This is a genomic window from Streptomyces sp. NBC_01232, assembly GCF_035989885.1.
In the GTDB taxonomy this organism is placed as follows: Bacteria; Actinomycetota; Actinomycetes; order Streptomycetales; family Streptomycetaceae; genus Streptomyces.
The window spans coordinates 5,167,842-5,194,723 of sequence record NZ_CP108518.1 but is presented as its reverse complement, the minus strand read 5'-3'; the positions used below and the strand labels follow the sequence as shown (position 1 = coordinate 5,194,723).

Annotated in this window: 28 protein-coding genes; 15 read left to right on the top strand and 13 right to left on the bottom strand. The window is 72.0% G+C overall.

What is annotated here, in order from left to right:
- Positions 1-108: 108 nt before the first annotated feature.
- Entirely contained in the window at positions 109-1,548 is a 1,440-nt protein-coding gene (locus OG444_RS24165; RefSeq protein WP_052873218.1) for an NAD(P)H-quinone dehydrogenase, read from the bottom strand.
- A 173-nt stretch (positions 1,549-1,721) separates the two neighbouring features.
- Between OG444_RS24165 and OG444_RS24160 the strand changes: the two genes are divergently transcribed.
- The 3 genes from OG444_RS24160 to OG444_RS24150 all read left to right on the top strand — a co-directional run bounded on the left by OG444_RS24160 (position 1,722) and on the right by OG444_RS24150 (position 4,861).
- The gene (locus OG444_RS24160) at positions 1,722-2,159 is read left to right on the top strand and encodes a gamma-glutamylcyclotransferase (RefSeq protein WP_030012228.1); all 438 of its coding nucleotides are present in this window, start codon (positions 1,722-1,724) and stop codon (positions 2,157-2,159) included.
- Positions 2,160-2,358: 199 nt separating this feature from the next.
- Positions 2,359-3,165 (top strand): purine-nucleoside phosphorylase, encoded by an 807-nt coding sequence (locus OG444_RS24155; RefSeq protein ID WP_327264134.1) that lies wholly within the window; start codon positions 2,359-2,361, stop codon positions 3,163-3,165.
- A gap of 82 nt (positions 3,166-3,247) precedes the next feature.
- Positions 3,248-4,861 (top strand): phospho-sugar mutase, encoded by a 1,614-nt coding sequence (locus OG444_RS24150; RefSeq protein ID WP_327266908.1) that lies wholly within the window; start codon positions 3,248-3,250, stop codon positions 4,859-4,861.
- Between the two features lie 215 nt (positions 4,862-5,076).
- Here the strand turns inward: OG444_RS24150 and OG444_RS24145 are convergent, their stop codons facing one another.
- Genes OG444_RS24145 through afsQ1 form a run of 3 tightly spaced genes read right to left on the bottom strand, consistent with a single transcriptional unit; the run spans position 5,077 to position 7,866 of the window.
- Complete coding sequence (locus OG444_RS24145) at positions 5,077-5,712, bottom strand: hypothetical protein (RefSeq protein ID WP_327264133.1); 636 nt, start codon at positions 5,710-5,712, stop codon at positions 5,077-5,079.
- Positions 5,705-7,135, bottom strand: coding sequence for a sensor histidine kinase (locus tag OG444_RS24140; protein WP_327266907.1), 1,431 nt, complete (start codon positions 7,133-7,135; stop codon positions 5,705-5,707). The genes OG444_RS24145 and OG444_RS24140 overlap by 8 nt, the downstream gene beginning before the upstream one ends.
- A 53-nt stretch (positions 7,136-7,188) precedes the next feature.
- Entirely contained in the window at positions 7,189-7,866 is a 678-nt protein-coding gene (afsQ1, locus tag OG444_RS24135; RefSeq protein ID WP_063754818.1) for a two-component system response regulator AfsQ1, read from the bottom strand.
- 188 nt (positions 7,867-8,054) lie between these two features.
- On the opposite strand from afsQ1, the gene OG444_RS24130 reads away from it, so the two are divergent.
- Positions 8,055-8,753 (top strand): SigE family RNA polymerase sigma factor, encoded by a 699-nt coding sequence (locus OG444_RS24130; protein WP_301367029.1) that lies wholly within the window; start codon positions 8,055-8,057, stop codon positions 8,751-8,753.
- A 139-nt stretch (positions 8,754-8,892) separates the two neighbouring features.
- Here OG444_RS24130 and OG444_RS24125 read toward each other — a convergent pair whose 3' ends face one another.
- A complete protein-coding gene (locus OG444_RS24125) occupies positions 8,893-9,594 on the bottom strand; it encodes a uridine kinase family protein (protein ID WP_327264132.1) in 702 nt (233 codons plus the stop codon).
- 51 nt (positions 9,595-9,645) lie between these two features.
- Here OG444_RS24125 and OG444_RS24120 point away from each other — a divergent pair, with 51 nt between their 5' ends.
- Complete coding sequence (locus OG444_RS24120; protein WP_327264131.1) at positions 9,646-9,996, top strand: hypothetical protein; 351 nt, start codon at positions 9,646-9,648, stop codon at positions 9,994-9,996.
- An 82-nt stretch (positions 9,997-10,078) separates the two neighbouring features.
- On the opposite strand, the gene OG444_RS24115 is transcribed toward OG444_RS24120, so the two are convergent.
- The 3 genes from OG444_RS24115 to deoC are packed head-to-tail and all read right to left on the bottom strand — an operon-like array spanning position 10,079 to position 13,369.
- On the bottom strand, positions 10,079-10,972 hold the full coding sequence (locus OG444_RS24115) for an aldehyde dehydrogenase family protein (protein ID WP_327264130.1): 894 nt from the start codon (positions 10,970-10,972) through the stop codon (positions 10,079-10,081).
- The gene (locus OG444_RS24110; protein ID WP_327264129.1) at positions 10,965-12,401 is read right to left on the bottom strand and encodes an aldehyde dehydrogenase family protein; all 1,437 of its coding nucleotides are present in this window, start codon (positions 12,399-12,401) and stop codon (positions 10,965-10,967) included. The genes OG444_RS24115 and OG444_RS24110 overlap by 8 nt, the downstream gene beginning before the upstream one ends.
- A gap of 5 nt (positions 12,402-12,406) precedes the next feature.
- On the bottom strand, positions 12,407-13,369 hold the full coding sequence (gene deoC, locus OG444_RS24105) for a deoxyribose-phosphate aldolase (RefSeq protein ID WP_327266906.1): 963 nt from the start codon (positions 13,367-13,369) through the stop codon (positions 12,407-12,409).
- A 246-nt stretch (positions 13,370-13,615) separates the two neighbouring features.
- On the opposite strand from deoC, the gene OG444_RS24100 reads away from it, so the two are divergent.
- The 5 genes from OG444_RS24100 (at position 13,616) to OG444_RS24080 (ending at position 17,151) form a co-directional block, all read left to right on the top strand.
- Complete coding sequence (locus tag OG444_RS24100) at positions 13,616-14,857, top strand: hypothetical protein (RefSeq protein WP_327264128.1); 1,242 nt, start codon at positions 13,616-13,618, stop codon at positions 14,855-14,857.
- A gap of 83 nt (positions 14,858-14,940) precedes the next feature.
- Positions 14,941-15,552 (top strand): class F sortase, encoded by a 612-nt coding sequence (locus tag OG444_RS24095; RefSeq protein ID WP_327264127.1) that lies wholly within the window; start codon positions 14,941-14,943, stop codon positions 15,550-15,552.
- Between the two features lie 36 nt (positions 15,553-15,588).
- Positions 15,589-16,236 (top strand): PH domain-containing protein, encoded by a 648-nt coding sequence (locus OG444_RS24090; protein ID WP_327264126.1) that lies wholly within the window; start codon positions 15,589-15,591, stop codon positions 16,234-16,236.
- Between the two features lie 97 nt (positions 16,237-16,333).
- On the top strand, positions 16,334-16,912 hold the full coding sequence (locus OG444_RS24085; RefSeq protein WP_405790342.1) for a VanZ family protein: 579 nt from the start codon (positions 16,334-16,336) through the stop codon (positions 16,910-16,912).
- A 38-nt stretch (positions 16,913-16,950) separates the two neighbouring features.
- Complete coding sequence (locus OG444_RS24080) at positions 16,951-17,151, top strand: PspC domain-containing protein (RefSeq protein WP_327264125.1); 201 nt, start codon at positions 16,951-16,953, stop codon at positions 17,149-17,151.
- Between the two features lie 57 nt (positions 17,152-17,208).
- Here OG444_RS24080 and OG444_RS24075 read toward each other — a convergent pair whose 3' ends face one another.
- From OG444_RS24075 to OG444_RS24065, 3 genes are all read right to left on the bottom strand, one after another.
- Entirely contained in the window at positions 17,209-17,970 is a 762-nt protein-coding gene (locus OG444_RS24075; RefSeq protein WP_327264124.1) for a hypothetical protein, read from the bottom strand.
- A 137-nt stretch (positions 17,971-18,107) separates the two neighbouring features.
- Positions 18,108-18,365, bottom strand: coding sequence for a hypothetical protein (locus OG444_RS24070; RefSeq protein ID WP_327264123.1), 258 nt, complete (start codon positions 18,363-18,365; stop codon positions 18,108-18,110).
- Positions 18,366-18,504: 139 nt separating this feature from the next.
- Positions 18,505-19,653 carry an adenosine deaminase gene (locus OG444_RS24065; RefSeq protein WP_327264122.1) on the bottom strand — a complete coding sequence of 383 codons (1,149 nt, stop codon included), beginning with the start codon at positions 19,651-19,653 and terminating at the stop codon, positions 18,505-18,507.
- A 114-nt stretch (positions 19,654-19,767) separates the two neighbouring features.
- On the opposite strand from OG444_RS24065, the gene OG444_RS24060 reads away from it, so the two are divergent.
- The 3 genes from OG444_RS24060 (at position 19,768) to OG444_RS24050 (ending at position 22,372) form a co-directional block, all read left to right on the top strand.
- On the top strand, positions 19,768-20,499 hold the full coding sequence (locus tag OG444_RS24060; protein WP_327264121.1) for an alpha/beta hydrolase: 732 nt from the start codon (positions 19,768-19,770) through the stop codon (positions 20,497-20,499).
- Positions 20,500-20,570: 71 nt separating this feature from the next.
- Positions 20,571-20,942 carry a cupin domain-containing protein gene (locus OG444_RS24055; protein WP_327264120.1) on the top strand — a complete coding sequence of 124 codons (372 nt, stop codon included), beginning with the start codon at positions 20,571-20,573 and terminating at the stop codon, positions 20,940-20,942.
- A gap of 293 nt (positions 20,943-21,235) precedes the next feature.
- On the top strand, positions 21,236-22,372 hold the full coding sequence (locus OG444_RS24050; RefSeq protein ID WP_327264119.1) for a LuxR C-terminal-related transcriptional regulator: 1,137 nt from the start codon (positions 21,236-21,238) through the stop codon (positions 22,370-22,372).
- On the opposite strand, the gene OG444_RS24045 is transcribed toward OG444_RS24050, so the two are convergent.
- The gene (locus OG444_RS24045) at positions 22,308-23,285 is read right to left on the bottom strand and encodes a LysR family transcriptional regulator (protein ID WP_327266904.1); all 978 of its coding nucleotides are present in this window, start codon (positions 23,283-23,285) and stop codon (positions 22,308-22,310) included. The two genes, OG444_RS24050 and OG444_RS24045, sit on opposite strands and share 65 nt — an antisense overlap.
- Positions 23,286-23,347: 62 nt before the next feature.
- Here OG444_RS24045 and OG444_RS24040 point away from each other — a divergent pair, with 62 nt between their 5' ends.
- Positions 23,348-24,631 carry an MFS transporter gene (locus OG444_RS24040; RefSeq protein ID WP_327264118.1) on the top strand — a complete coding sequence of 428 codons (1,284 nt, stop codon included), beginning with the start codon at positions 23,348-23,350 and terminating at the stop codon, positions 24,629-24,631.
- Positions 24,632-24,721: 90 nt separating this feature from the next.
- A complete protein-coding gene (locus tag OG444_RS24035; protein WP_327264117.1) occupies positions 24,722-25,453 on the top strand; it encodes a L,D-transpeptidase family protein in 732 nt (243 codons plus the stop codon).
- On the opposite strand, the gene OG444_RS24030 is transcribed toward OG444_RS24035, so the two are convergent.
- Positions 25,450-26,799 (bottom strand): MFS transporter, encoded by a 1,350-nt coding sequence (locus tag OG444_RS24030; protein WP_327264116.1) that lies wholly within the window; start codon positions 26,797-26,799, stop codon positions 25,450-25,452. The genes OG444_RS24035 and OG444_RS24030 overlap by 4 nt on opposite strands.
- Between the last annotated feature and the right edge of the window lie 83 nt (positions 26,800-26,882).

Here is a 26,882-nt window from a genome sequence, read left to right as displayed (position 1 = left end):
TAAGGCGGGGCGACTAGTGGTATACGCAGTCCGAGAGTTGCGTGAACATCGGGCCACGACATCGCGCCCCGCCCCAAACCCCTTACGGTGTGCGGCGGTTAGCGGGGCTCACGCCTCCCCGGCGGCCTTCCGCGTGTGCAGCTGGCGGGCCACCTCGGCGATCGAGCCCGACAGCGAGGGGTACACGGTGAACGCGTTTGCGATCTGCTCGACCGTCAGATTGTTGTCGACCGCGATCGAGATGGGGTGGATCAGCTCGCTCGCGCGCGGGGAGACGACCACGCCGCCGACGACGATCCCGGTGCCCGGACGGCAGAACATCTTCACGAAGCCGTCCCGGATGCCCTGCATCTTGGCGCGCGGGTTGCGCAGCAGCGGGAGCTTCACCACGCGGGCGTCGATCTTGCCGGCGTCCACGTCCGCCTGGGTGTAACCCACAGTGGCGATCTCGGGGTCGGTGAAGACGTTCGAGGACACCGTCTTCAGGTTCAGCGGGGCCACCGCGTCGCCGAGGAAGTGGTACATCGCGATGCGGCCCTGCATGGCCGCGACCGACGCGAGCGCGAAGACGCCCGTGACGTCACCGGCGGCGTACACGCCGGGCGCGGAGGTGCGCGAGACCTTGTCGGTCCAGATGTGCCCGGAGTCCTTGAGCCGGACCCCGGACTCCTCCAGGTTCATGTTCTTGGTGTTCGGGATCGCGCCGACCGCCATCAGGCAGTGGGTCCCGGTCAGCACCCGGCCGTCGGAGAGGGTGACCTCGACCCGGTCGCCGACCCGCTTGGCGGACTCGGCGCGGGAGCGCCCGACGACGTTCATGCCGCGGCGCCGGAAGACGTCCTCCAGCACGGCGGCGGCGTCCGGGTCCTCACCGGGCAGCACGCGGTCGCGCGAGGAGACGAGGGTCACCCGGGATCCGAGAGCCTGGTAGGCACCGGCGAACTCGGCGCCGGTGACACCGGAGCCGACCACGATGAGCTCCTCGGGGAGCTCGTCGAGGTCGTAGACCTGGGTCCAGTTCAGGATCCGCTCGCCGTCGGGCATCGCGTCGGGGATCTCGCGCGGGGTGCCGCCGGTCGCGATCAGGACCGCGTCCGCCGTCAGGATCGTCTCCGAGCCGTCGGCCGCGGTGACGATGACGTCCCGGGTGCCGTCGATGCCCTGGGGCCCGCCGAGCTTGCCGCGGCCGCGCACCACGCGGGCGCCGGCCCGGGTGACGGAGGCGGTGATGTCGTGCGACTGGGCGAGCGCGAGGCGCTTGACGCGCCGGTTCACCTTGCCGAGGTCCACGCCGACGACGCGCGCGGCCTGCTCGATGTGCGGGGTGTCGTCCGCGACGACGATTCCGAGCTCCTCGTACGAGGAGTCGAAGGTCGTCATCACCTCGGCGGTCGCGATCAGAGTCTTGGAAGGTACGCAGTCGGTCAGGACCGAGGCCCCGCCCAGACCGTCGCAGTCGACGACGGTCACCTCCGCGCCGAGCTGGGCCCCCACCAGGGCTGCCTCATACCCGCCGGGTCCGCCGCCGATGATCACGATCCGGGTCACGAAAAGTCCGCCTCACGTCTACCCGGCCGGCTGCCGCCCCGGCCGGGGTTCCGGGGGGTCTCCCCGGGGGATGCATTCCGTGCTCCATTGTCCCGCACGCTTCAAGGTGCTTCGCGCCCGGTCCCGCCATCCGGGCACGCGTGCACCGGCGCCCCTCCCGTACTCTCGACGACATGTCGCTCTACGCCGCGTACGCCGGCAACCTCGACCCGCGGCTGATGACGCGCCGCGCTCCGCATTCGCCGCTGCGCGGCACGGGCTGGATCAACGACTGGCGGCTGACCTTCGGCGGCGAGCAGATGGGCTGGGAGGGCGCCCTGGCCACGATCGTCGAAGCACCGCGCCACCAGGTCTTCGTGGCGCTGTACGACATCGCGCCGCTCGACGAGGACTCGATGGACCGCTGGGAGGGTGTCGGACTCGACATCTACCGCCGCATGCGGGTGCGCGTGCACACCCTGGACGGCGAGGAGGCGGCCTGGGTGTACGTCCTCAACGGCTACGAGGGCGGTCTGCCCTCCGCGCGCTACCTGGGCGAGATCGCGGATGCCGCCGAGTCCGCGGGCGCCCCGCACGACTACGTGATGGAAATCCGCAAGCGACCCTGCTGACCCCCTGCGGGGCACTCGGCCACCGCCGCCGCCCCGGGCCGTGCCCGCCGGCGTTCGAGGCGCGGGGCCCGGCGCGGAGCCCGGATCCTTTGGCCCGCCGCCCCCGGGGACGATTCGGCGGAAACGACAAGGCAACGATCCGAACACCGTGAGCTGTGCCATCTACGCGCGTAGGCCCGAAGGAGTTACGCTCGTCCGCGTGAACGCATCTGTTACCGACCCCTTCGCCGCCGCCGACGCCGCAGCCGCCCGCCTGCGCGAGCTGACCGGCGTGGACACCCACGATGTCGCCCTCGTGATGGGCTCCGGATGGGCCCCCGCCGCAGAGGCGCTCGGCGCCCCTGAGGCCGAGTTCCTCGTCACCGAGCTGCCCGGGTTCCCGCCCGCCGCGGTCGAGGGCCACGGCGGCAAGATCCGCTCGTACAAGATCGGCGACAAGCGCGCCCTGGTCTTCCTCGGCCGGACCCACTACTACGAGGGCCGCGGCGTCGCCGCCGTCGCCCACGGCGTGCGCACCGCCGTCGCCGCCGGTTGCAAGACCATCGTGCTGACCAACGGCTGCGGCGGTCTGCGCGAGGGCATGAAGCCCGGCCAGCCCGTCCTGATCAGCGACCACCTCAACCTGACGGCCACCTCGCCGATCGTCGGCGCGAACTTCGTCGACCTCACCGACCTGTACTCGCCGCGCCTGCGCGCGATGTGCAAGGAGATCGACGCGACCCTCGAAGAGGGCGTCTACGTCCAGTTCCCCGGCCCGCACTACGAGACCCCGGCCGAGATCAACATGATCCGCGTCATGGGCGCCGACCTGGTCGGCATGTCCACCGTGCTGGAGGCCATCGCAGCCCGTGAGGCCGGCGCCGAGGTGCTCGGCATCTCCCTGGTCACCAACCTGGCGGCGGGCCTGTCCGGCGAGCCGCTGAACCACGAAGAGGTCCTCCAGGCCGGCCGCGACTCGGCCGCCCGCATGGGCACGCTGCTGACGCAGGTCCTCGCCCGCATCTGATCGACGTACGAGAGGTAAGGCGGAAGCAGTGCAGGAACAGGCACAGGCACAGGACGACCTGATCACCCGGGCGCAGGCCTGGATGGCCGAGGACCCGGACCCGGAGACCGCGGCGGAGCTGGCCGCGCTCATCGAGTCGGGTGACACCGCGGAGCTCGCGGACCGGTTCTCGGGCACCCTGCAGTTCGGCACCGCCGGACTGCGCGGTGAGATCGGCGCGGGCCCGATGCGGATGAACCGCGGCGTGGTCATCCGGGCCGCGGCGGGCCTCGCGGCCTACCTGAAGGCCCGGGGCCACGACGGCGGCCTGGTCGTCGTCGGCTACGACGCCCGCTACAAGTCGGCGGACTTCGCCCGCGACACCGCGGCCGTCATGACCGGCGCCGGGCTGCGCGCGGCCCTCCTGCCCCGCCCACTGCCGACGCCCGTCCTCGCGTACGCGATAAGGCACCTCGGCGCCGTCGCCGGCGTCGAGGTGACCGCGAGCCACAACCCTCCCCGGGACAACGGCTACAAGGTCTACCTCGGCGACGGCTCGCAGATCGTCTCCCCGGCCGACACCGAGATCGCGGCGCAGATCGCGGCGGTCGCGAAGCTGGCCGACGTACCGCGCCCGGAGTCCGGCTGGCAGGAACTCGGTGACGAGGTCCTGGAGGCCTACCTCGCGCGCACGGACGCCGTCCTGACCCCCGGCTCCCCCCGGGGCGTGCGGACGGTCTACACGGCCATGCACGGCGTCGGCAAGGACGTCGTGATGGCGGCCTTCGCCCGGCACGGCTTCCCGGAGCCGGTGCTCGTCGCCGAGCAGGCCGAGCCCGACCCGGCCTTCCCGACGGTGGCGTTCCCCAACCCGGAGGAGCCGGGCGCGATGGACCTGGCCTTCGCGAAGGCCGCCGAGGTCCAGCCCGACATCGTGATCGCCAACGACCCGGACGCGGACCGCTGCGCCGTGGCCGTGCCCACGGCGGACGGCTGGCGGATGCTGCGCGGCGACGAGGTCGGCGCGCTGCTCGCGGCGCACCTGGTCCACAAGGGCGTCTCCGGCCGCGACAACGTCTTCGCCGAGTCGATCGTCTCCTCCAGCCTCCTGGGCCGGATCGCGGAGGCGGCGGGCGTCGGCTACGAGGAGACCCTCACCGGCTTCAAGTGGATCGCCCGGGTCGAGGGCCTGCGCTACGGCTACGAGGAGGCGCTCGGCTACTGCGTGGACCCCGAGGGCGTCCGCGACAAGGACGGCGTCACCGCCGCCCTGCTGGTGGCGGAGCTGGCCTCGGTGCTCAAGGAGCAGGGCCGCACCCTGACCGATCTGCTGGACGACCTGGCGATGGCCCACGGCCTGCACGCCACCGACCAGCTGTCGGTGCGCGTCTCGGACCTGTCGATCATCGCCGACGCGATGGCGGCGCTGCGCGCGCAGCCGCCGGTGTCGCTCGCGGGCCTGCGGGTGGTCTCGGCGGAGGACCTGTCCAAGGGCACGGAGGCCCTCCCGCCCACGGACGGCCTGCGCTACTACCTGGACGGCACGTACAAGGCCCGGGTCATCGCCCGCCCGTCGGGTACCGAGCCCAAGCTGAAGTGCTACCTGGAGGTCGTCGTCCCGGTGGCCGAGGCCTCCGACCTGGCGGCGGCCCGCGTCCGCGGCCAGGAGGTCCTGGACGCGATCAAGAAGGACCTCTCCGCGGCCATGGGCATCTGATTCTCCCCGCGGCGCTCGCGCGCCTCGGCTCCAGGGGCCTCTCCGCCACGCCGCGGAGCGGCTCGTGTCACAGCGCGCCGCTGCGCCGGACTCCGTCCGTCGGGCGCGCGGCCGGGGCTTCGGCCCCCTGCCCGGCCCGGTCCCGCCCCGTCCGGCGGGACCGGGCCTTCGCGTTCTCCGGCCCCGGGGCAGTGCGCCCGCGGCGCGACCGGCCGTCAGGAGGGGGCGGGGCTCGGCGTCGGGCGGGCGATCTCGCCCAGCGTCGGCACCGACTCCGGCCGCGAGCGGACCGCGTCCGTGCACTCCCACGCCCGCGGCGGATCCGCGTCCGGGCCGCCCAGGACCACCGGGCCCGGTCCCGCCTTCAGCGCCTCGCTGCCCGCCAGGGTGCACACGATCTGCGAGAGGGCCACCGGCGGCAGGTCCTCCGGCTTGCGGCTGAGCCGCACCGTGCCCGCCGGATCGCCCGGCCTCGGCGCTCCGGCCGACAGTCCGGCCGGTACCTCGCTGGAGAAGCCGGCGTCCCGCTCCTCCGAGCTCGGCGTCCGCTCCAGTGCCTCCAGCAGCGCCTGCGCCACCATCGCCATGGGGTCCCGTACCGGCTTCTTCTCGGGCACCGGCACCACGCGTGACACGCCCACCAGCTGCGATCCGCAGACGAGTTCCACCGTGGCCCGGAAGCCCTGCACCCCGGCCGGCTGCTCCTGGGTGTCGCACGAGACCCGTGACGGGGCCGCGCCCACGTCCACCGGTACGGTCGTCGCCCGGATCCCGCAGGCCGACGTCGCGAGCAGCGCCACCGCGACGAACGGGACCAGCACCGCCGGTACCACCGGCAGAGCCCTACGCATCCGCGTCACCCTCGATCACCTTCCCCACGTCCACCGGCAGCCGCAGCGTGAACAGCGCCCCGCCGCCCGCCACGTTGGCGGCGGTGATGTCGCCGCCGTGGATGTGCGCGTTCTCCACGGCGATCGACAGGCCGAGCCCGCTGCCGTCCGACTTCGGCCGTGACGCGCTCGCCTTGTAGAACCGGTCGAAGACGTGCGGCAGGACCTCCTCGGGAATGCCCGGTCCGTTGTCCTGCACCGCGATCACCAGCCACTCGTCGTCCACCGTCACCGAGACCCGGACCGGCGAGCCGCCGTGCTTGAGCGCGTTGCCGATCAGGTTGGCGAGGATGACGTCGAGGCGGCGCGGGTCGAGCCGGGCCACGATGCCCCGCTCGGCGTCGAGTTCGACCGCGTCGAGCCAGGCCCGGGCGTCGATGCAGGCGGTGACCTGGTCGGCGACGTTCACGTCGTCCAGCACCAGCTTGGCCGTACCCGCGTCGAAGCGGGTGACCTCCATCAGGTTCTCCACCAGGATGTTGAGGCGGCGCGTCTCGCTGACGACCAGTGCGACGGCCGGTGCGATCATCGGATCGAGGTCGTCGACCTCTTCCTCCAGCACTTCCGCCACCGCCGTCAGCGCGGTCAGCGGCGTCCGCAGCTCGTGCGACATGTCCGCGACGAAACGCCGACTGGCCTCCTCGCGCGCGCTCATGTCGGCGACCTTCTTCTCCAGCGCCTCGGCCGTCTTGTTGAAGGTGTGCGACAGATCGGCGAGTTCGTCCGTGCCCGACACGTCCAGGCGGTGGTCCAGCTCGCCCTCGCCGAGCCGTCGCGCCGCGTCCCCGAGCCGCTGCACGGGCTTGAGCACCGTACGGGCCGCGGCCTGCGCCAGCAGCGCCGAGCCGAGCAGCGCGAGCCCGGTGGCGATCGTCAGCGACCAGCCCAGCGCGTTCAGGTCGTCCCGCTCCTGCGCGAGCGACTTGTACATGTAACCGGTGGGCCCGCCGCCCACGATCCGCGTCCCGCCGACCAGGTACGGCTTGCCGCGCGGCTTCGTCCGCTGCCAGTACATGTGGTACTCGGAGTCGTTGGCGGCGGTCGTCTTCTGCCGGTCGTTCACCGCGTTCTGCAGGGACTTCGGTACGTCGGCCAGCCCGAAGGAGTCGGGGCCCGCCGCGCCGAAGATCTGCCGGTTGTCCTTGCCCACCTGCACCAGCAGCACGCTGTATCCGGGGCTGCTGCCCGCCATCAGCTCGGCGGTGCGCTGCAGCTCGTCCGCGGTGGGATCGGCGGGCAGCGCGGCTGCCCGGTTCTGCATCTCCTGCCGGAAGTCACCGAGCGCCGCGTCCTGGACGCGGGTGAGGACCGCCTCCCGGTTGAGCCAGTAGGCGATCCCGGAGGCGGAGACGGCGGCCGTCAGCGCGACCAGGGCGAACACCATGAGGAGCCGCAGCCGCAGGCTGGTCCAGCGCCGGCCCGCGAGCAACGACCGGATCACTGCGGGGAGTCCAGGCGGTAGCCGACGCCCCGGACGGTACGGATCAGGGTGGGCGAGGACGGCACGTCCTCGACCTTGGCCCGCAGCCGCTGCACACAGGCGTCGACGAGCCGCGAGTCACCGAGGTAGTCGTGCTCCCAGACCAGCCGCAGCAACTGCTGGCGCGACAGCGCCTGCCCGGGCCGGCGGCTCAGTTCGAGCAGCAGCCGCAGCTCGGTCGGGGTGAGCTGGAGGTCCTCGCCGTTCTTCGTCACCGTCATGGCGGCACGGTCGATGACCAGGGAGCCGAAGCTCGCCGAATCGCTCGACTCGCGCTCGCCGCGGCGCAGCACGGCACGGATACGGGCGTCGAGGACGCGGCCCTGCACGGGCTTGACGACGTAGTCGTCGGCGCCCGACTCCAGGCCGACGACCACATCGATGTCATCGCTGCGCGCGGTGAGCAGGATGATCGGCAGTTGGTCGGTGCGGCGGATCCGCCGGCACACCTCGAAACCGTCGATCCCTGGCAGCATCACGTCCAGCACGATCAGATCCGGCCGCTGCTCGCGCAGCAGTTTCAGGCCGTCCTCGCCCGTCGCCGCAGTGGCCACACGGTGGCCCTGGCGAGACAGGGAGAGTTCGAGGGCCGTGCGGATGGCGTCGTCGTCCTCGATCAGCAACAGGAAAGGCACGGGCTCATTCTGTCCCATCGGCAGTCGGGAGTTCGACCGTCGCGCGACGTGATCCTGTCGGGGTCCTGTCAGAAGTCGCTGTGACAGGGCTGTGACAGTCGACGGACACCCCGGTTAAGTCGGCGGGGCAATCTTCTATCAACGCACAACGGACCGAAGCAGACACACTCCACGACGGGGGGCGCGAGATGAACACGCTGCACAGCACCACCACCAGCGCGGTTGTCACGCGGCTGCACGATGTGAACCGCCGGGCGGGTGTCCGTACGGTGGCGGTCGCCCGTCCCCGGCCGGCCCACGTCGTAGCCATTGACGCAAACCAGTACCAGGCGGTTCCCGCCGCCGAGCAGACTCCCTCCTCCACCTCGGAGGCGGAGTTCACGGCGTACGTCCAGGAGCGGCGGGCGGCGCTGTACGCGACGGCCTTCCACCTCACCGGCGACCGCTACGAGGCCGAGGACCTGCTGCAGAGCGCGCTGTTCTCCACGTACCGCGCCTGGGACCGGATCAGCGACAAGGCTGCCGTCGGCGGCTACCTGCGCCGCACGATGACGAACCTGCACATCAGCGCCTGGCGTCGTCGGAAGCTGAACGAGTACCCGACCGAGGAACTGCCGGAGACGGCCTCCGACACGGACGCGATGCGCGGTACGGAGCTGCGCGCGGTCCTGTGGCAGGCACTGACCCGCATCCCGGAGCCGCAGCGCACCATGCTGGTGCTCCGCTACTACGAGGGCCGCACGGACCCGGAGATCGCGGAGATCCTCGGCATCAGCGTCGGCACGGTGAAGTCGAGCATCTGGCGCTCGCTGCGCCGCCTGCGGGAGGACGAGGCGCTGAGCTTCGGCCGTGACGAGGCGGAGTCCTTCGGGGAGCTCGTCGCGTAACGGCACACACAAAAGCCATCGGGCCAGGGGGCCCGTCCTACGGGGGTGGGGCGGGGGTCGCGGGGGGAAAAGGCGGGATCATGCGGACGGGGGTCCGCCTGATCCCGCCTTTTCGCATGCCGCGGGCCGGCGGCGGCCGCTACGCCGGGGTCGCCGTGCGGTGGCGTCCCGCTGCGGCCGCGGCCAGACGGCCCAGGGCCTCGTCGCCGGCGCAGGCGTGCGCGCCCAGGGAGACGTGGCGTGCCACGATGCCCCGTTCGGCGCGCATCAGCCGCAGGCCCCTGCGCAGCAGGAACGGCACGGACTTACGCCCCTCCCGCAGGTCACGGGCCAGTCGGCGGCGGAACGTCGTCGAGGGACGTCCCCGCAGGCAGATGGCGTCCGCGAGGAGACCGAGCTCCTGGCAGCGTGCGGCTATGTCGGCGGCGAAGATGCCCTCTGCGATGAACAGCGGGGTCCGGGCGATGTCGAGGCTCTCGGCGCCCGTGCGCGAGCTGGTCGCGATGTCGTAGACGGGGACGTCGGTCCGCCCCGCCGCGCACAGGTCGGCGATCGCGGCGACCGCCGCGTCCGCGTCCCAGGACAGCGGGGAGTCCCAGTCGATGTCGGAGCTGCCGTCGACGAGAGGGAGGGTGGGATCGTCGCCCTCCTTGTAGAAGTCGTCGAGGCGCAGCACGGGCAGCCCGGAGCGGGCGGCCAGCGAGGATTTTCCGGAGCCCGACGGACCGGTCAGCAGGACGACTCGGGTCGGCGAAGGAGAGGAGGAGCTCACGGGACACCAGTCTGAACCATTCCCCCGGGTAGGGGATCCTCCCGGTGGCCGGTTGGTGTCCAGGAACACACCTCAACTACGCTGCGTGCGCACGCGACTACGACCTCAGGCGGGATCTCCATGGCACGTCACGCAGCCCCTTCCCCACCGAACCGGCTCCGCAGCGCCGGACTGACCGTCTCGCTGGCCGGTGCGGCCCTGGCGATGGCCGCCGGCGGCGCCCAGGCCGGCGAGCTCGACGTCCCGGCGGCCCTCGCCGGGGTCGCCGACCCGATCGCGAACCTCAAGGTGAACCCGCTCGCCCACACCGGCGTGGACCCGCTGGACAACGGCGTCGCCACGAAGGTCGCGGACTTCCCGTCCGTCGGGACCGGCATGGTCACCGGCATCCTGACGCAGGGGCCCTCGGTCGGTGAGCTGCCCGCCGCGGCCGCCTCCTCGCTGCTCGGGCCGGTGCTCCCGAAGAAGTAGCGCGCAGCGGGCACGAGAAGGCCCCGGCAGCGCGGGGGACGCTGCCGGGGCCGGTCTCGTACGGAGGCCTGTCCCGGGAGGACTAGTAGGACGAGCCGCCCGCGCCCAGCGACCCGGTGGGGTGCCAGACGGTCTTGGTCTCCAGGAAGGCCGTCATGCGGGAGGTGCCCGGGTCGGCGCTCCAGTCGTCCACAGGCTGTGGACGCAGGACGCGCTTGAGGTTGTCGGCCGCCGCGATCTCCAGCTCCTTGGCGAGCGCCGCATCGGCGCCGGCCAGGTCGATCGCGTTGACGTCCTGGTGGGAGGCCAGGTGCGGGCCCATCTCGCCGGCAATGCCGGACAGGATGTTGACGACGCCGCCGGGCAGGTCGGAGGTGGCGAGCACCTCGCCCAGGGACAGGGCCGGCAGCGGGGACTTCTCGCTGGCGATGACCACGACGGTGTTGCCCGTCGCGATCACCGGGGCGATCACCGAGACCAGGCCCAGGAAGGACGAGTCCTGCGGGGCGACGACGGTGACCACACCGGTCGGCTCCGGGGTGGAGAGGTTGAAGAACGGGCCCGCGACCGGGTTGGCCCCGCCCACGATCTGGCCGATCTTGTCGGTCCAGCCCGCGTACCAGACCCAGCGGTCGATGGCCGCGTCGACGACCGCGCCGGCCTTCGACTTGGACAGGCCCTCGGCCTCGCCGACCTCGCGGACGAACTGCTCGCGGCGGCCCTCCAGCATCTCGGCGATGCGGTAGAGGATCTGCCCGCGGTTGTACGCGGTCGCGCCCGACCAGCCGCCGAAGGCCTTGCGGGCCGCGACGACGGCGTCACGCGCGTCCTTGCGGGAGGACAGGGGCGCGTTGGCCAGCCACTTGCCCTTGGAGTCCGTCACTTCGTACACCCGGCCGCTCTCGGAGCGGGGGAACTTGCCCCCGACGTACAGCTTGTAGGTCTTGAAGACGTTCAGACGGGTCGACTCAGACATCGAGGTAGCCCTCCAGGCCGTGGCGGCCGCCCTCGCGGCCGAAGCCCGACTCCTTGTAGCCGCCGAAGGGCGAGGTCGGGTCGAACTTGTTGAACGTGTTGGCCCAGACGACGCCGGCGCGGAGCTGGTTCGCGACCGCGAGGATGCGCGAGCCCTTCTCCGTCCAGATGCCGGCGGAGAGGCCGTACTGGCTGTTGTTGGCCTTGGCGACGGCCTCGTCGGGCGTACGGAAGGTCAGCACGGACAGCACCGGGCCGAAGATCTCGTCGCGGGCGACGGTGTGCGCCTGGGTGACGTTCGTGAAGAGCGTCGGGGCGAACCAGTAGCCGGAGGACGGCAGCTCGCACGCCGGGGACCAGCGCTCGGCGCCCTCGGCCTCGCCGGTCTCCGCGAGCGCGGTGATCCGGGCGAGCTGCTCGGCGGAGTTGATCGCGCCGATGTCGGTGTTCTTGTCGAGCGGGTCGCCCAGGCGCAGCGTGGACAGGCGGCGCTTGAGGGAGTCCAGCAGCTCGTCGTGGATCGACTCCTGGACCAGCAGGCGGGAGCCCGCGCAGCAGACCTGGCCCTGGTTGAAGAAGATGCCGTTGACGATGCCCTCGACGGCCTGGTCGATGGGGGCGTCGTCGAAGACGATGTTGGCGCCCTTGCCGCCCAGCTCCAGGGTGACCTTCTTGTCGGTGCCGGCGACGTGGCGGGCGATCTTCTTGCCCACGGCGGTCGAGCCGGTGAAGGCGACCTTGTTGACGTCCGGGTGCTCGACGAGGGCCGCGCCCGCGTCGCCGTAGCCGGTGAGGATGTTGACGACGCCCTTGGGCAGGCCCGCCTGGCGGCAGATGTCCGCGAAGAACAGCGCGGAGAGCGGGGTCGTCTCGGCGGGCTTCAGCACGACGGTGTTGCCGGTGGCGAGCGCCGGGGCGATCTTCCACGCGAGCATCAGCAGCGGGAAGTTCCACGGGATGACCTGGCCGGCCACACCGAGCGGGCGCGGGTTCGGGCCGTAGCCCGCGTGGTCGAGCTTGTCGGCCCAGCCCGCGTAGTAGAAGAAGTGCGCGGCGACCAGCGGGAGGTCCGCGTCGCGGGTCTCCTTGATCGGCTTGCCGTTGTCCAGGGTCTCCAGGACGGCGAGCTCGCGGCTGCGCTCCTGGATGATCCGGGCGATGCGGAAGAGGTACTTGGCGCGCTCGGAGCCGGGCAGCGCGGACCACTTCTCGAAGGCCCGGCGGGCGGCCTTCACGGCGCGGTCCACATCGGCGGAGCCCGCCTGGGCGATCTCGGCGAGGACCTCCTCGCTGCTCGGCGAGACGGTCTTGAATACCTTGCCGTCGGCGGCGTCGGTGAACTCGCCGTCGATGAAGAGCCCGTAGGAGGGGGCGATGTCGACGACCGAGCGGGACTCGGGAGCCGGTGCGTACTCGAATACAGATGCCATGGTGATCAGTCCACCGTCACGTAGTCGGGACCGGAGTAACGGCCGGTGCTCAGCTTCTGGCGCTGCATCAACAGGTCGTTGAGCAGGCTGGAGGCGCCGAAGCGGAACCAGTGGTTGCTCAGCCAGTCCTCGCCCACGGTCTCGTTGACCAGGACCAGGAACTTGATCGCGTCCTTGGTGGTGCGGATGCCGCCGGCCGGCTTCACGCCGATCTGGATTCCAGTCTGCGCGCGGAAGTCGCGGACGGCTTCGAGCATGAGCAGGGTGTTCGCCGGAGTGGCGTTGACCCCGACCTTGCCGGTCGACGTCTTGATGAAGTCGGCGCCCGCGAGCATGCCGATCCAGGAGGCGCGGCGGATGTTGTCGTAGGTCGACAGCTCACCGGTCTCGAAGATGACCTTCAGGCGGGCGGCGCTGCCGTCCTCGCGGACGCAGGCCTCCTTGATCGCCTTGATCAGCTCGTACGTCTCCAGGTAGCGGCCGGCGAGGAAGGCGCCACGGTCGATGACCATGTCGATCTCGTCGGCGCCGGCGGCGACGGCGTCGCGGGTGTCCGCGAGCTTGACGGGCAGGGCCGCGCGGCCGGCCGGGAAGGCGGTCGCGACGGAGGCGATCTTGACGTCGGCGCCGTTCAGCGCGGCCTTCGCCGTGGCCACCATGTCGGGATAGACACAGACGGCGGCCGTCATCGGGGTCGTACGGTCGGTCGGATCGGGATGGACGGCCTTGGCGGAGAGCGCCCGGACCTTGCCCGGGGTGTCCGCGCCTTCCAGCGTCGTCAGGTCGATCATCGAGATGGCCAGGTCGATGGCGTACGCCTTGGCCGTCGTCTTGATCGAACGGGTGCCGAGGGAGGCCGCGCGGGCCTCCAGGCCGACAGCGTCGACGCCGGGCAGCCCGTGCAGGAAGCGGCGCAGCGCACTGTCGGACGTCGTCACGTCAGCGAATGCGGTGAGGGTGGTGGGCATGGTCACCAGATGAGCATATCTACGCGCGTAGCGACCTGTCACCCCCGCCCCCGAATCCGCTATGGAATCGACACCTCCACTCTCCGTTACAAGGCGATGACAGGAGGCGGATCGTCCGGGTGTACAAGATCCGTAATTTTGTTCTCAGCAGCCCGCCACACCTGACCCGGTTGAACAGGACCGTCCAGACGCAACGCGGCATGCGGCTCTCCTCCACTTCCTCGACCATGTATCCAAGGAGTCGTTATGCGTACCGCCCTCCTCCGCACGGCAATCGTCACCGCCGCCCTCTCGGGCGCGATGCTCGTTCCTGCCGCAGGTGCCGCGTTCGCGGCGCCCGCCCCGGCGGCAGCGACGGCAAAGGCGGCCGCGTCCGAGCCCACCAAGGTGGCCCTCGGCGACAACCTGGTGGCGCACATGGTCAACTCCGTGACCGAGGCGCCCTCCGTGACGATCCACGTCGTGGACAAGGACGGCACGACGCACCCGCAGGCGCTGGTGTCCCTCAACCGCGCGCACACCACGGAGTCGAAGCAGGGGACGGTCTTCGCCCTCACCAAGGCGGACACGGCCGAGCCGGTGCTCACCGTGACCGCGAACGGCGCCACCAGGTCCTTCCCGCTGCCGAAGGGCAAGGCAGTCCCCGCCCCGTCGGACAACAGCCGCTACGAGGGCCGGCCGGTCTACGTCGGCAACGGCATGGTCGCGGTGCTGCGCAACAAGTCCGAGGGCCCCGAGGCGTGGATCCGCTACGTCGGCACGGACTGGAAGCCGGGCGACGACTACATGACCCACGTCGTGGCCCTGGTGAACCGCGAGCAGACCTCCGACAAGGCGTACGGGGCCTCCTTCAGGCTGACCGGGGCACAGACCACGGCCCCGGTGCTCGTCGTCACCACCGGCGGGGTCGCCAAGTCCTACCCGCTGCCCGAGGGCAAGGCCGGCCAGGTCTGCTCCTCCGAGGTCACGTCGCAGGACATGGGCGCGGGCATGAGCGCCGACCTGTCCATGTCCCCCGACGGCCCGCGGGTCGCCCTGTGGACCTCCGGTGACGACACCACCCCGTGGCGGCTCCTGAACCGCGGCTTCCCCCAGCTGCCCGAGTCGGCGGGCATCATCGCCCGGATCGTGAACCCGGGCAGCGCCGAGCCGGTCTTCGAGTGGAAGACCCAGGGCGGCCCCATGCCGCTCGGCCGGGCCTCCTTCCCCGCTCTGCCCAAGGGCTGCAAGCTGAACCACAAGGTGACCGAGCCGGCCCCGACCACCACTGCGGGCACCACTGCGGGCACCACTGCGGCCCCGGCCCCCAAGCCGCAGACCGCCGGACAGACCTCCGTCGTCCCCAAGGGCGGGGTCGCCGCAGGGGCCGAGATCGCCGCCGAGGACACCGACAACTCGACCACCGTCCTGGCCGGCACCGGTCTCGCCGCGGTCTTCGCCGCACTGGGGGCGTCCGTACTGCTCCGCCGTCGCCGCGCCCAGCGCTGACGGAACCCCCTCGCCCTCCCGTCCTTGCCTTCCGGCGGGCCACCTCCGTGGTGGCCCGCCGGAAGCCGTTCCCGGAGCACCCCATGGCCCACCGCGCCCGCGTCCTGCTCGCCGCCGCCCTCCTGTGCGCCGCCCTGACCGGCTGCACCGCCGCGGCGGGTCCGGCGCCCGCCCCGCCCTCCGCCGCCCCACCCTCCGTCGTACCCACCAGCGCTCCGCCCGTCGCCGCGACGAGCGCCCCGATGCCCGCCTCCGAGCCCGTACGCGTGACGATCCCCGCGGCCGGCGTGGACACCTCCCCCGTCTTGAAGCTGGGCCTCGCCGCCGACGGCACCGTGGAGGTGCCCTCCGTGGCCGAGGCGGACAGGATCGGCTGGTACACCAAGGGCGTCACCCCGGGCGAGACCGGTCCCGCCGTGCTGATCGGCCACTTCGACACCGCCCGTGGCCCGGCCGTCCTCAAGGACGTCGCGCGCGTGCGCACCGGGGAGCAGATCACCGTCTCCCGCGCGGACGGCACCACCGCCGTCTTCCGCATCCGGGAGCTCGAGCAGGTCGACAAGAAGGAGTTCCCCACCGCCAAGGTGTACGGGAACACCGACCGCCCGGAGCTGCGCGTCATCACCTGCGGCGGCGACATCACGGACGGCCACCGGCCCGACAACATCATCTTGTACGCCGATCTCGTGGGCTGATCCACCCGGGCGGCGCAGTGGGGCAGAATCGACCCCATGAGCAGCCAGCAGCCGACCGATGAGCCGGTCTACGAAGACCGGGTCTACCGCTCCTCCATGGGCGTCGTCGCGGGGGTGCTGCTGCTCGCGCTGACGGCCTGGCTCTGCGGAGACGCCCTGCTGCGCGGCTCGGACGGCACCCGGTGGATCGCGCTGGCGGTGACGCTGTGCGCCGTACCGCTGATCGTCGCGTTCACCATCCGGCCGGCCGTCTTCGCCAACGCCGACCGCCTGCGCGTGCGCAACCCCTTCCGGATCATCGAGCTGCCCTGGGCGGCGGTGGACGCGGTGCGCGCCGGGTACTCGGCCGAAGTGCTGGCCGAGGGTTCGAAGTACCAGCTGTGGTCGGTGCCGGTCTCGCTGCGCGAGCGGAAGAAGGCCAACCGGCAGCAGATGCGCCGCAGCGCCCAGGAGCGCCGCGACCCCGGCGCCTCGGGCGGCCCGGCCGCGAAGGCCCGCGCCGGCTCCTCCGAACCGATGCGCGCCAGTGCCGACCGGATCGTCGACGAGCTGCAGGGGCTGGCCGAGAGCGGTGCCTCGCGGCCCGGCGCCCAGGGCAGCGTGCGCGTGCGCTGGTCGTACGAAATCATCGCGCCCGCCCTCGCCGGCGCGCTGCTCCTGATCGTTCTGGTCGCCACCCGCTGACCGCCCGGGACGCCCGTCTCGTCCCCGTTCGCGTGCTCCCCGCCACACGCCTCCCCGGGCCGGAACCGGGGCTGCCGGATGCTGCGTCCTCGCAGGTGTGCAGCGTCATGAGGCCGGCGAAAGCGCCGCCACCGCCACCGCGATCCACCTCCGTCTCCGCCTCCTGGCCGGGGTCCTGCTCGCCGCCCATTTCGTGGCCGTCGGCTGGCTGACCCTGCGGCCGCTGGACGTTCCCTGGGCCGCGGCGGCCAATCTCAGCCCGCTGGAGGGGATCAGCGCGCATCTCGCCCTCGGGCCCCTGGAGGCCGCCCGGCGGATCGGCGGGGGGCTCGCGCTGCTGGCCCCGCTCGGGGTGCTGGTGCCGCTGATCAGCGGACGGCTGGCGCCGTCGGCTCTGTCGGCGTGGTCCTCCCTGGCCCGGACGGCCGCCGCGGGCGCGCTGGTCTCGGTGTGCATCGAAATGCTCCAGACCGCCGTCCCGGGCCAGGTCGTCGACGTGGACTCGGTGCTGCTGAACACCCTGGGTGTGGTGCTCGCGCACGTGGCCGTCGTACCGGCGCTGCGGGCCCGGCTGAGGCGCTCACACACCGTTTATCAGGGGGATACCCCGAAGATTTCCAGGGTCGGGCTCGGCCGCTGGACCGACGTTCTGTCGGCGGTCCAGCGGGAGTATTGAGGCATCGCAAGAAAGCGATCCCGACGAAGGAGAACCTCATGAGCGCCCTGGTCCGCCCCCGTGACGGCCGCTGGATCGGCGGAGTCTGCACCGGCCTGGCACGGCGTTTCGGAATTTCCGCGAACGCGATGCGCGCCATATTCGTGGTCTCGTGCCTGCTGCCCGGACCGCAGTTCCTGGTCTACATCGCACTGTGGGTGCTGCTGCCGAACGAGAAGTCCGCCTCCGCCGCCTGGTAGACCGGTGCCGGCCGTCCGGCCGGCCGCCCGTGTCCGCCCGGCGGCGGGCCGCCCCGGTCAGCCGGCCTTCTGGACCTTCTCCAGCGACTTGTCCGCCACTTCCTGCGGCACCTGCGCCTTCTGCTGGGCCGCGGCCACATTGAGGGCCGTCAGCCGTACGACGGTGTCGCCCTTGCGTACGACGACCAGGTGGACCTGCGCCGAGACGCCCTCTGCAGCCGCGGTCATGGTCCAGCTGACGGTCTCGTCGCCGCTGGTGCGGTAGGCGGCGGCCCGCACCTCGCGGTAGCTGCCGGTCTGCTTATCGATCTTGGCGGAGAACCCCGAACCGCAGGCGGCGACGGCGGCCTTGAGCCGGGCGATCAACGCCTTGGCGTCGCTCTCCGCGTAGGTGCTGACGGAGGCGGAGACGGCGAGCCCGATCTGCTTCTGGGAGCCGATGCCGCGGCTGACGGTCTCGCGGGCGGACGGGTCCGGTGCGTCGCCCATGGCGTCGGCGAGCGGCTGGCAGGCCTTCTTGTCGGCCTGTGGCTGACCGTCAGGGGCGTTGGGGTTCTTGCCCTGGGCGGAGATCTGGTATCCGGCGAGGTCGCCCTGTGCCAGCGCGGACCGCTCAAGCCTGCTGCCACCGGTCTTCGGCGCGGCCGATCCGGTCGCTGCGGTGGACGGCGCCGGGGCTCCGGGCGCGGCGGAGGAGCTGCCCGCGGAGCCCTTCGGATCGGGGGCCTTGCCCGTCGCCGGGGTGTTCGTACTGCTGCAACCCACCGCTGCGAACAGCAGGGCGGGGACCAGCGCGACCATCGTCGCTCGTGGCTTCATGCGCATGACCGTGAACCTCATACCCAAGACGTCGGCGGGCAGTTGGTGGCGATCGTGGCACACGGTGCGGCGGGACACATACCCGCTCGAAGGGGCATCCGCCCACCGCACACGTGTACGCGTCACAACGGCACGTATCAGGTGCCGAGGCCGTTCAGAGCGCCGGTCAGCGGGGTCAGGGCTCCGGTGACCTGAGAGGTGGGGTCGCTCGACTGCTGTCCTTCGGGGCTCACGTGCTGCTGGCTGGTGACGCCCTGGAGCGCGCCGGTGGCGGTGCCCAGCGCGTCGTTCAGGCCGATCGCCGGGGCGGCGGCGGAGGCGGTACCGGCGGCAACCGCGGCGAAGGCGACACCGAGAACGGCGGTACCGAGGGTCTTGGCAGCTGACTTCTTCATGAAAAGTTGTCCTTGCTACGGGGAAATGAGCGGCTCCGCAAACTAGTCACTTCAAACCCCCGCCCGCAAACATCCTTAAATACGAGAAAGCGCCCGGGAATTCTCCTTCCCGGGCGCTTCCGTTACGTCACGCCGTGGCCTAGGCCGAGACAGAACCGCTGGTCGAAGCGGTCTGCCGGAACAGCCACTCCGACTTCAGCTCCGCGTAACCGGGCTTGATCACTTCATTGATCATGGCCAGTCGTTCATCGAAAGGAATGAACGCGGACTTCATCGCATTGACGGTGAACCACTGCATGTCATCGAGGGTGTAGCCGAAGGTGTCGACCAGGTGCTCGAACTCGCGGCTCATGCTGGTGCCGCTCATCAGGCGGTTGTCCGTGTTGACCGTGAGCCTGAAGTGCAGCTTGCGCAGCAGACCGATCGGGTGCTCGGCGTACGAGGCCGCCGCGGCGGTCTGCAGGTTCGAGGTCGGGCACATCTCCAGGGGGATGCGCTTGTCCCGGACGTACGAGGCCAGGCGGCCCAGGGTCACGGAACCGTCCTCGGCGACCTCGATGTCATCGATGATCTTCACGCCGTGGCCGAGGCGGTCGGCGCCGCACCACTGCAGGGCCTGCCAGATCGACGGCAGACCGAAGGCCTCGCCCGCGTGGATGGTGAAGTGGTTGTTCTCGCGCTTGAGGTACTCGAAGGCGTCGAGGTGACGGGTGGGAGGGAACCCGGCCTCGGCACCGGCGATGTCGAAGCCGACCACGCCGTTGTCGCGGTAGCGGTTCGCCAGCTCGGCGATCTCCAGCGCGCGGGCGGCGTGGCGCATCGCGGTCAGCAGGGCGCCGACGCGGATGCGGTGGCCATTGGCCTTCGCGCGGCGCTCGCCCTCGCGGAAGCCGTCGTTCACGGCCTCGACGACCTCTTCGAGGGTGAGGCCGGCTTCCAGGTGCTGCTCGGGCGCGTAGCGGATCTCGGCGTACACGACGCCGTCCTCGGCCAGGTCCTCGGCGCACTCGGCGGCGACCCGGAAGAGGGCGGCCTTCGTCTGCATGACCGCGCAGGTGTGCGCGAAGGTCTCGAGGTAGCGCGGCAGGGAGCCGGAGTCGGCGGCCTCGCGGAACCAGATGCCGAGCTTGTCGGCGTCGGTCTCGGGGAGGTTCTCATAGCCGACCTCGCGGGCCAGCTCGATGATGGTCCCGGGGCGCAGTCCACCGTCGAGGTGATCGTGCAGCAGCACCTTCGGGGAACGACGGATCTGGTCCGCGGTCGGCAGGTTGGGGGTCTCGCTCGTCATCTGCGCACTCTAGCTCCTACGCGCGTAGAGCGGGGTGTCGACGGCAGGCGTCGATATGTAACAGAGACCGTGCGGACGGATGGCGTACACCTGAAGGTCTGAGACTGTTCCGCCATGGCACAGCATGCGCCGCCGGCGCGCGGGGCCCGTCTGGGGCGGGCGGCCGGCGCGATCGGCTCGGGTTCGACGGCAGATTCGGTCAACGGGGTGGTGCTCCTGCTTCCCGGGGCATCCAGGTTCTCCCCCGGTCCCATGCGTCCGCTCGCGCGGGCGCTGGCCCGGGCGGGCGGGGCGGAGGGGCTGGTCACGCACACGGTCGTGCACGGCGGGGATTCCTCGCGGGAGGAGCAGGCGCGGTGGGCGGCGGACGAGGTGGTGCGACGGTACGGGGACGTGCCGGTGTGCCTGGCCGGCTATGACGCGGGAGGGCTGGCCGTGCTCCGGGCGGCGGGGCACGGGGCGGTCAACTCGGTGGTGGCGATCGCCCCTTGCTTAGGGACACAGGGCCGTACGGACCCCCCGGAACCGGTGAAACAGCTGTCGGGGCGGCAGGTGTTGATCGTCCACGGCACCAACGACGCGCGCAGCGACCCGGAGAGCTCCTTCCTGCTGGCGGCGAGGGCGAAGAAGGCGAACCGCTCGACGTGCCGGTTCGAGGTGCATTCGGACGGGCACGGGCTGCGCGAGCACCAGCCGGAAGTGGTGGCGCTGGCCGTGGACTTCGTCCTGGGCGCGGTGTTCTCGGGGCGGTATTCGCGGCCGGTGACGGATGCCCTGGCCGCGCCTCCGCCGCTGGGCCTGCGGATGCCGCTGGCCTCGGGCTTCGGAAGGTCCCTGAGGAGGTGAGCCCGCAGCGGGACGCGCGTACCGTGGGGAGTGGACTCGGGGTGTCGTTCCTCTCCCGGAGGCGACCGGTCATGGGCGGATTGGTTCACAGGAACTTCGACAAGCCTGACGAGACGCGGCCCTTCGAGGCCGGTACCGGCAGGCTGGACGTGTTCAACACCGACAGCGGGGCGGTGGGACGCGCGGTCTTCGAGCCGGGCTGGCGCTGGTCGCTGCACATCAAGCCGCTGGCCGGCACGGACAGCTGCGAGTCCGCCCACACCGGGTACGTGGTGAGCGGCCGGATGAAGGTGGTCATGGACGACGGGGACAGCGCCGACCTCGGTCCCGGCGACTTCGTCCAGATCGCACCCGGGCACGACGCCTGGGTCCTGGGCGACGAGCAGTGCGTCGTACTGGACTGGACCGGCTACCGCGACTTCGCCAAGCCCGCCTCCGGCTGACCGGCCGCTGCTCCGGGATCACGCCAGTCCGTCCGTACCCGCCGCTCCGCCCCCTCACGGTCGGATGGCACCGGACGGATCTGGCGCGACCACCACGGCGGGCCGCGGGCTCAGCAGGACACGGGCCCCCGTTCTCGCCTGGGTGTCCGCTGCCGCACCGCGCTTCCCCCTCACGCCGTCCAGCCACTGTGCCTCTTCGGCATAGGCAGAGGGCGGCCGGTCAGGCGTCGTCTTGCCGCCTTGCGGGAACACGAGGGGTTTACAAACCATCACAACCCGGGACGCATAGGCATATGCCTGACGAGGAACCCGGGGCCGGCGGAGCGGCCGGAGAGCTGAGCCCCGCCGCCCGGCGCCTGTACGCGTACGCCGTCGAGCGGCACGCCTTTGACGCCTGCGAGGCCACCGGGGCGCTGGGCGTGCGCGCGGCCGCCGCCATCACCGAGCTGGCCGCCGCGCACCTGCTCCAGCGGGCCCCGGGCGGCGGCCCCGACCGCTGGAGCGCGGTGGCACCCCGGGCGGCGGCCGCCCGGGCCCTGGCCCCGCTGGCCCTGCTCGTACGGGAGACCCACGACGAGATGGACCGGCTGCGCGGGCGGCTGGAGACGCTGGTGCCGGAGTACGAGGCGGGGACCGTCCACCGGGACCTGAGCGGGCCGGGCCGGCTGGAGCTGGTCACGGACCTCGGCGCGGTACGTGGCCTGATCGCGGAGCTGGTGGCGGCGTGCGAGCGGGAGCTGCTGACCTCGCAGCCCGGTGGCGGCCGCCCGCTGGAGACGCTGCAGGAGTCGATCGGGCGGGACGAGTCGCTGCTGTCGCGCGGGGTCCGGATGCGGACGATCTACCAGCACACGGCGCGCTACTCGCGGCCCACGGCGGCGTACGTCGAGCGGGTGACGGCGCTGGGGGCGCAGGTGCGGACCCTGGGCGACGGGCTGATGCGCATGCTGATCTTCGACGACCACACGGGCCTGATGGCGGTGCCGGACCGCAGCGGGGCGGCGCTGGTGGTGCGGGAGCCGAGCGTCGTGCACTTCATGACGGCGACCTTCGAGCGCTCCTGGCTGGGCGCGGAGCCCTTCCCCACATCGGTGAGCCCGGAGGCGGCCCGGTCGATCTCGGACGAGCTGCGGCAGACGATCGTCCGGCTGCTGTCGGAGGGGCTGGAGGACAAGGTGATCGCGCGCCGTCTGGGCATGTCGGAGCGCACCTGCCAGCGCCACATCGCGGAGATCATGCGCGCGGTGGGCGCCAAGTCCCGCTTCCAGGCAGGCTACTTGCTCTCGGCGGGGCCGTCCCCCGTCACGCCGGACCACCCGGACGCACTGTCGCCCCGGCCGCATGAGACCCACGGCCGGGGTCCGGTCACACGGTGGACGGGTCCAGTTCGGGGATCAGGCGGCCGCGGCGGGAGAGCAGGAAGCGCTTGAACTCCGCCACCGGCGGGGTGTCGGGGTGCCCGTCCAGCCAGGCGACGCCGATCTCGCGGACGGCGCGCGGGGCGGTGACCGTCAGCTCGACCACGCCGGGTCGGGCCACGGCCGGGGGCGGCAGGAGGGCCACGCCGAGGCCGGCGGCGACCAGGCCCCGCAGGGTCTCGGCCTCCTCGCCCTCGAAGGCGACCTTCGGGGTGAAGCCGGCCTCCGCGCACAGGTCGTCGGTGATGCGGCGCATGCCGTAGCCGGGCTCCAGGGTGACGAAGGTTTCCTCGGCGGCCTCGGCGAGGCGGATGCGCTTGCGGGTGGCGAGGCGGTGGTCGTCCGGGACCACCAGCCGCAGCCGCTGTTCGTCGAGGCGGCGCGCGACCAGGTCGGGGGCGTCCGGCACCGGGGAGGTCAGGCACAGGTCGAGTTCACCGGCCCGGAGCTTCTCCAGCATGGCCTCGCCGTAGTTCTGGACGAGGGAGAACCGGATGCGCGGGTGGTCGGCGCGGAAGGCGCGGATGAGCCCGGGTACGGTCTCGGAGCCCAGGGTGTGCAGGAAGCCGAACGCCACCTTGCCGGCCGTCGGATCGGCATCCTGCTGTACGGATTCGGCGGCGCGGTCGATCTCCGTGAGGGCCTGCTCGGCGGAGGCGAGGAAGGTACGGCCCGCCGTGGTGAGGGCGACCGTACGGCCCTTGCGGGCGAACAGCGTGACGCCGAGGTCCTGTTCGAGCCGGACCATGGCGCGCGACAGGGTGGACTGCGGGACGCCCAGCTCGTGGGCGGCGCGGGTGACGTGCTCGTGGCGGGCGACGGCGACGAAATACGCCAGCCGCGGGGCCAGCAATGTTGTCACGGCCATGTCTTCTACGTAACGGTTCATCGACATCCACGCCCCTGAACTGGGTTGATGCAGCAGTGGATCGATTATCGCGATTCTGTGCATTGGACGCATGAAAAACACGGGCCTACCTTCGAAGCATGCCTCCCGTTCATACCGGGGCACCCGTCATCCCGGGTGCCTCCACCCCGTCGTCCCCCGCACCGCAGCCCCTCTCCCCCGGCCGCCCCGGCTACCGCCGGATGAGCCTCGCGCTCTTCGCCGCCGGACTCGCGACGTTCGCCCTCCTCTACTCCACCCAGGCGCTGTTGCCCGCGATCTCCGCCGGCCTCGGGGTGACCGCGGGGCAGGCCAGCTGGACGGTGTCCGCGGCCACCGGCGCGCTCGCGCTGTTCGTCCTCCCGCTGAGCGCACTGTCCGAACGCTTCGGCCGCACACGGATGATGACCGTCTCGATGGTGATCGCCGTCGGCGTGGGCCTGCTGGTGCCCTTCGCGCCGAACGTGGAGTGGCTGGTGGCGCTGCGCGCCGTCCAGGGCGCGGCGATCGCCGGGATCCCGGCCTCCGCGATGGCGTACCTGGCGGAGGAGGTCAGGCCGAAGGCGCTGGTGGCCGCGATCGGCCTGTTCGTGGCGGGGAACTCCATCGGCGGGATGAGCGGCCGGCTCGTCACGGGCTGGGCCGCGCAGCTGTGGGGCTGGCGGGCGGGCCTGCTGGCCGTCGCCCTGATGTCGCTGGCGTGCGCCGTGGCCTTCCTGGTACTGCTGCCCCGGGCGCGGTTCTTCCGCCCGGCGTCGCTGAACCCGCGCGCGGTGGCCCGTACCGTCGCCGGTCACCTGCGCGATCCGCTGCTGCTGCGCCTGTACGGGATCGGCGCGCTGTTCATGACGGTCTTCGGCGCGGTGTACACCGTGATCGGCTACCGGCTGGTGGACGAGCCGTTCTCGCTCGGGCAGGGCGTGATCGGGTCGATCTTCCTGATCTACCTGGTCGGCACGGTCTCCTCGGCCGCCGCGGGCAAGCTGGTGGCCCGCGCGGGGCGGCGCGGCGCGCTGTACCTGGCCGTGACGACCACGGCGCTCGGGCTGCTGCTGTCGCTGTCCGACTCCCTGGCGGCGATCGTCCTCGGCCTGGTCCTGATCACCGCGGGCTTCTTCGCGGGGCACGCGGTCGCATCCGCCGCGGTGAGCCGGACGGCGAAGACGGGCCGGGCGCAGGCCTCCGCGCTCTACCAGTCGGCGTACTACCTCGGCTCCAGCGCCGGCGGCACCCTGGGCGCCCTCGCCTACCACGGGGCCGGCTGGGCGGCCACGGTCGGCATCGCGCTGCTGGCGGTGCTCGGCGTCGTGTCGATCACGCTGTACGGGTCGCACGCCGCGCGCGCGGAGCGCCGGATGCCGGTGTCGGCCGTGGGCGCGCGCTGACGAAATCTACGCTCCCGACGGGGCAACCCCTGCGTGTTTTCCGGGCATTGAACACGGAGAACGATTGCGGTGCGAGCAGGGGAGGACCGGATGGGGACGGGACCGGACACGGGGACACGGGCGTCACGCGGGCGCCCGGGGCAGCGGGCGGCGGTGCTGTGCGGGGCGGCCGCGCTGGCGTTGCCGCTGGTGGTGGCCGGCGGCGGGGCGGCGCAGGCCGCCGCCTCCTGCAACCTCACCACGGGGCCCCACCAGCGGCAGGTCGAGCAGTTCCTCGGACGGCCGGTGGACGGGAAGCAGTCGGCGGCCGACTGCACGGCGATCCGGTCCTTCCAGGCGAGCCACGGGATCACCCCGACCCAGGGATACGCGGGGCCGCTGACCTGGCAGACGATGAGCACGATGCTGGCCCAGCGGGCGGCCGGCACCACCCCGAACAGGGCGGGCAACTGCCCGGTGAACCGGGGGCGGATCGCCTGCGTCGACCTGACGCGGCAGCTCAGCTGGATCCAGGACGGTGCCACCCTCACGTACGGGCCCGTCCCGGTCCGCACCGGCAAGGACGGCACGGAGACCCGGACCGGCCTGAAGAAGATCTACTACCGGAGCATCGACCACTGGTCGACGCTCTACAACGTCAGGATGCCGTACGCCCAGTTCTTCGACGGGGGCATCGCCTTCCACTCGACCACCAAGAGCATGTGGAACCCGCCCGGTTCGGGCGGCTGCGTGAACATGCGGTCCGCCGACGCCAAGGCGTACTGGAACCTGCTGGGGAAGGGCGAGGACGTCTACGTGTACGGGCGCAAGCCCGGTACCTAGGCCGTGTCGGCGCCCGGTGCGGGCGCGGCCGGCGCGGACGCGGCGGGTACGGCGGGTGCGGGTGCGGCGGTCAGGCGGTCCAGCCGCCGCAGGCTCGCCCGGCGCTGGACGAGGGACAGTCCCGCCACGCCCGCGCCGAGTGCCAGCCATCCCGCCGGGCCGGCCGCCATCACCGCGCCGGTGAGCAGCAGCGGGCCCGCGGACTTCTGCACGGACTGGGCCATGCCGGCGACCCCGAGGTAGGAGGCTCGCGCCTCCCGGGGCGCGAGGGAGACCGCGAGCTCCCAGGAGCTCACCGAACGCATCAGCTCGGCCGCGGTGGCCAGCACCGCCGCGGTGAGGAGGGCGGCCGAGGCGGCCCAGACCCCGCCCGCGGGAGCGGCGGCCAGGAAGACGCAGCAGGCCAGGGTCAGCAGGCCGTACACGGCGACCGCGCCGGCCGCCCGGCGGGCGTCCGGGACCCGCGCCGACACCCGTAGCTGCAGGGCGACGACGAGCACGGTGTTGATGACGAGGAAGGCCGGGATCAGGGCGTGCGGGGCCGTGGTGTGGCCGACCAGCCACAGCGGCAGGCCGACGCCGATGATCGAGTCGTCGAGGTTCATCGGGATGTCGAGCAGGACGAAGCGCAGGTAGCCGCGGTCCCGCCAGGGGCCGGCCCCGGACGCCGGGGCGCCTGCCTCCGCTCCGGGCCGGGCGACCACGAGCCCGCCGCCGCGCGGCTCCCGGGTGCGCCACACCAGGACCGCGGCGATGAGGAACGACAGCGCGTTGGCCAGGATCAGCACCTGGTAGGCGCCCCGGGTGCCCACGGCGAGGCCGATGGCGGCGAGGCCCGCGCCGAGGGCGTAGCCGGCGTTCGCCGAACTGCGCGACAGTGCCTGGTAGGTGGAGCGCCGTTCACCCGCGACCCGGGTGGCGAAGAGCATCTCCAGCGTCTTGGCGGCCCGGTCTCCCAGGTGGGTCACGGCGAACAGGAGCAGCAGCAGGCGGAAGTCGGTGACCAGCAGCAGTGCGCCCAGGGCCGCGAGCCGGATGAGGTGGCAGCCGATCAGCAGGGTGCGCACCTGGAAGCGGTCGGCGAGGTGGCCGGCGAGCGGGGATCCGGCGATGCCCGCCACGCCGGCCGCACCCAGCAGCAGGCCGAGCTGCCCGGCGTCGAGGCCGACGACGAAGGTGAAGTAGAGGACGGAGGACGCGGCCCACACGCCGGTACCCGCGCGGTCCAGCGCCTGGGTGAGCAGCATGATCCGCGCGTCCCGGCCGCCGGGCGGCCGGCGCAGTTGCGCCAGCAGTCCGGCCTCCTGGCGCTCCTGCGTCCTGCGGATCTTCCTGCCGCGCCGCATCCCAGTCCCCCGCTTCGACCGCGTCCACCGTCCCAGGTATCTCGACATCGAGATACCTGGATGAAGCCTGCCGCAGATTAATC